This is a genomic window from Mesorhizobium sp. WSM4850 (assembly GCF_055811735.1).
Map to the genome: position 1 here is coordinate 1 of NZ_JBVVPV010000114.1, position 3,447 is coordinate 3,447.

Annotated in this window: 5 protein-coding genes; 4 read left to right on the forward strand and 1 reads right to left on the reverse strand. The window is 58.8% G+C overall.

Annotated features, from left to right (window positions below; translation table 11 throughout):
* The first annotated feature begins 297 nt into the window (after nucleotides 1-297).
* The 3 genes from AC0L2Z_RS35030 (at nucleotide 298) to AC0L2Z_RS35040 (ending at nucleotide 1,580) form a co-directional block, all read left to right on the forward strand.
* Complete coding sequence (locus AC0L2Z_RS35030; protein WP_023800263.1) at nucleotides 298-543, forward strand: hypothetical protein; 246 nt, start codon at nucleotides 298-300, stop codon at nucleotides 541-543.
* 37 nt (nucleotides 544-580) lie between these two features.
* On the forward strand, nucleotides 581-766 hold the full coding sequence (locus AC0L2Z_RS35035; RefSeq protein ID WP_473630597.1) for a hypothetical protein: 186 nt from the start codon (nucleotides 581-583) through the stop codon (nucleotides 764-766).
* A gap of 514 nt (nucleotides 767-1,280) precedes the next feature.
* On the forward strand, nucleotides 1,281-1,580 hold the full coding sequence (locus tag AC0L2Z_RS35040) for a DUF1236 domain-containing protein (protein WP_023800265.1): 300 nt from the start codon (nucleotides 1,281-1,283) through the stop codon (nucleotides 1,578-1,580).
* A gap of 203 nt (nucleotides 1,581-1,783) precedes the next feature.
* Here the strand turns inward: AC0L2Z_RS35040 and AC0L2Z_RS35045 are convergent, their stop codons facing one another.
* Nucleotides 1,784-2,677, reverse strand: a complete 894-nt coding sequence (locus tag AC0L2Z_RS35045) for a transglutaminase family protein (RefSeq protein WP_473630598.1) — start codon at nucleotides 2,675-2,677, stop codon at nucleotides 1,784-1,786.
* A 317-nt stretch (nucleotides 2,678-2,994) separates the two neighbouring features.
* Here AC0L2Z_RS35045 and AC0L2Z_RS35050 point away from each other — a divergent pair, with 317 nt between their 5' ends.
* Nucleotides 2,995-3,183, forward strand: a complete 189-nt coding sequence (locus AC0L2Z_RS35050) for a hypothetical protein (protein ID WP_473630599.1) — start codon at nucleotides 2,995-2,997, stop codon at nucleotides 3,181-3,183.
* Nucleotides 3,184-3,447: the final 264 nt, after the last annotated feature.

Genomic DNA, 3,447 nt, shown 5'->3' on the forward strand with positions numbered 1-3,447 from the left:
TCACGATCGTCGACCGTGCCGGAATGATAAAGCTCACACATGGCGCCTATGGCGACGAGGAGCAACGTCACTTCGGCTGATGCATGTCGCGCACAAGCATGCCCCTCGGGCCTGACCCAGTGCCTTACCCGAGGGTGTGCAGCGGTTTTGCGACATGCATGAAACAACAACCTGAAGCGCGTCGCATGAGGCCGGTCAAACGCGACGCGCTCCGCCTGATTGTCCGATATCGGACATATGCTTGAAGGCCGCCGCGTGTTAGACGAAAGTCGTATTCTTGGCAGGGAGGAACTGTTGATGAGCCACACTTTTCACACAGTCACCGTTGAAGGCGCGACAGAGGCCTATGTCCTTTCCAGAGGCAAGGCTCGGTATCTCTCGATCGCGCAGGCGATCCGCGCCATTCGAACACTCATGCCTGCCTGCAGGGCCACCAACCACGAGTTGGAGGAGATGCTGGCGGCAGCATGCGTCGTGCACGGCGTGCCCGTCGCTTTCGACGCCAAAACAGCCGATAGCCCAGAACCACGGCTCCATTCGTAGGCCGGAAATGTCCGCGCCGCTGCAGAAGCCAAATTCATTGGATGTTCGGCAGGCGATTGTCCGCTATCATGTCGACAATCCGAGCGTTTCGATCTTCGAGGTGACCATCGCCGTGAGGGAGATGTTTCCACACTGCGAACTCACGGATTGGCAAATTGGCGATCTCATTGCGCGAAGCGCCATCGATGCGGGATTTGTGGTCGATTTCGATGCGGTCCCCTAGACGCGTCTGGGTAGCAGCATAGTGGCGTTCCGCATTCGCCTCGATCTCGCCGCGGACCAGGCTGGTAGCGCACATCGTTCCGGGGTCGCAGGTTTCCCGAGCGGACTTGCGCGTCGCCGGCCTGTCGAGCGCGGCCGATTCTGGATCAATCCTGAGCGGGAGCCTGCTATAATCCCGTATGGCCGCTCGCATAGTGGTTATCCTGGCGCTGCTTTCCGCCTTCGCCTACGGCTTCGCAAAACTCGTGGAACGTTATGGCGACGCCGGCGACAGGCCCTCTGCGTGTGAAAAATGGCCACAGCCTGATTGTCCAGTCCCAAACGCGCCGCCTCAAGAAGAGACCAGGCCTTGAGCGGGCGTTCGCGGGCGCCGCCAAACATCGGCGTCGATAGGCCGTGGCAGCCGGTTCGCGCACCGCCGGTGGAACAAGAATTGCTCCGCATCGTTGAGATGACTATGCAACCCGCCGCGGCAGCAATCAAGCACCGCAGCTGAAGGTTGCTTGGAGGCTATTATGGGAAAGCAACTTACATTGGCTGCGGCAGGCATGCTTCTGCTCGTCGGTGTCAGCGCCGCTGCCGCTCAGGACGTCATTATTCAACCCGAGCATGACACCGTGATCCGCGAATACGTGAAAAAGAAACCGGTGGCATCACTCAGCCTTCCTGGCGTCGAACTCAACATCGGCACAGCTTTGCCCGAAACAGTCGAACTTTACGAGGTGCCGGACGTTCAGTACCGCTACGTCGTCATCGATGGCCGAACTGTCCTGGTCGATCCAGGTACCCGCAAGATTGTGAAGGTCTACGACTGACGTGACCCCACGCTGAAGCCCGTCGTGCCGAAAGGCGCGGCGGGCTGGCGCTTTCCCGATATGCCGATGGCAGAGATAGAAGGTGCAATATCGCGCTGGAACAGTCATGCAACGGCGTGAATTGCGAAACGCGTAAAATCCCGACAGACACCGGCGAGCAAACTCCCGCGAACAGTTCCGAATATATTGGAAGATGCTGATTTTTATCGATGCTGGTGATTGCCGGCTTCCCTCACCACCTTGACCTCCACCGTCATGCCGAGAAAGCTCGACGCGCTGCCGCAGTAGCTTCCCGAAAGTGGGATGGCTTGCCCAGGATGCCTGGCCACAGCCACCCGGATCAGATCCCGGTTGCCGACAATGCCGTTGGTGGGATCGAACTCGACCCAACCCGCGCCAGGCAAATAGACCTGGCACCAGGCATGCGTCGACCCGCCGCCGACGACAGAACCGCTGTCGCGGTTCGGCACATAGACATAGCCGGTCACAAAACGGGCGGCAAAACCGAGCGAACGAACCGCTTCCATCATGAACAGCGCAAAATCCCGGCATGTGCCTCGTCGCAGATGCAAGGTCATCAGAGGCGGTTGCGTCCCTGATTCAGATCGACGCGAATAAACAAAGCTCTCGTGGATGGCGTAGCAAAGCGTCATCAGCAATTTGCCGGTCTCGGTGCGCCCTTTGGCGCTCACGAACTGTCGTGCCCATTTGCCGATCTCATCGCCATCATCGAGGTGATGGCGCTCGATGGTTTGGCTGAGGTCGGTTGCCTCGTCGGGATCATAGGAAAATGGATAGCTGAGTGCTGTGTCATCGATACGGAAATCGGGCGCATGCTGCGGCGTGTGATCGAGCCGAATGTCTGTCACGAAACGCAGTTCGTCGCCCGAGCCGTTGAAATCGATTACAGCAACGCAGTTTCCGAAAACGTCGTGGATCCAGCCAATCTCTTTCGGCTCGGGGTCGACTAACAGGGCGTGATCCAGAAGTCGCTGATCGAAACTGTCGCGCGGCCTGAACATCAGCCGGTGCTCGCCGAACGTCACCGGCTGCGTATAGCGATAGACGGTCGTGTGCTTGACTGAAAAGATCGGCATTGGCTTGCGTCGACCACCTGCGATATCAGCGCCATCATATAATCTTTTTTGATGTGCAGCGGACAAAATGGAGCTGCCCCTCAAGACGGCCGTATCAGGCGGACTGATGAACAGATCGGCGCGGCTAGCGCCGAATTGATCATCCATGCTGGCCCGCTGTTCTAGGTTCTGTCGGCAGCATGGCCGCGAAAAAAGCAGCGGACTTGCGCCGCAGGCCTTTTGCAATCTCTAATTGGTAGACTCTCTCAAGACCGGGGAAGTTAATCCTTGCGCCGCGGAGGGGCCAAGGCGAGGAACGTCGCAAACGGGAGGAAGCAATGAATGAAGACTACGAACTGGCCATAGACCACGACAAGCCTTACGAAATAACTGCTTTCGCTAAAAAGCACGGCCTTACGACAAGGGCTGCCGAGCTGATCCTTTTCGCCTATAGCCCGTCCCGAGCGGCGTGCGATACTGCCGCAACGGCTTTCCTCACCGCCGTCGCCGTGCAAGCCAAGAGATAATCGGCGCGCTAGCCGATCGTGACATCGGGGCGTCGCGGCGATCGTATTTTGATGCTGGCGGGTAACGCCCCTCTGTCCTGCCGGACATCTCCCCCACAAGGGGGGAGATTGGCAATGTCACTGTGGGCGCCCTCTTTGCGACGTCGGAGATTGGCGAAAGCGGTCCCGACATCCGATTTCCCCCCAAGTGGGGGAGATGTCCGGCAGGACAGAGGGGGGCGCCTCCCTCCGCCATCAACGGTTCTGCACCGTCGTGACGCTCTG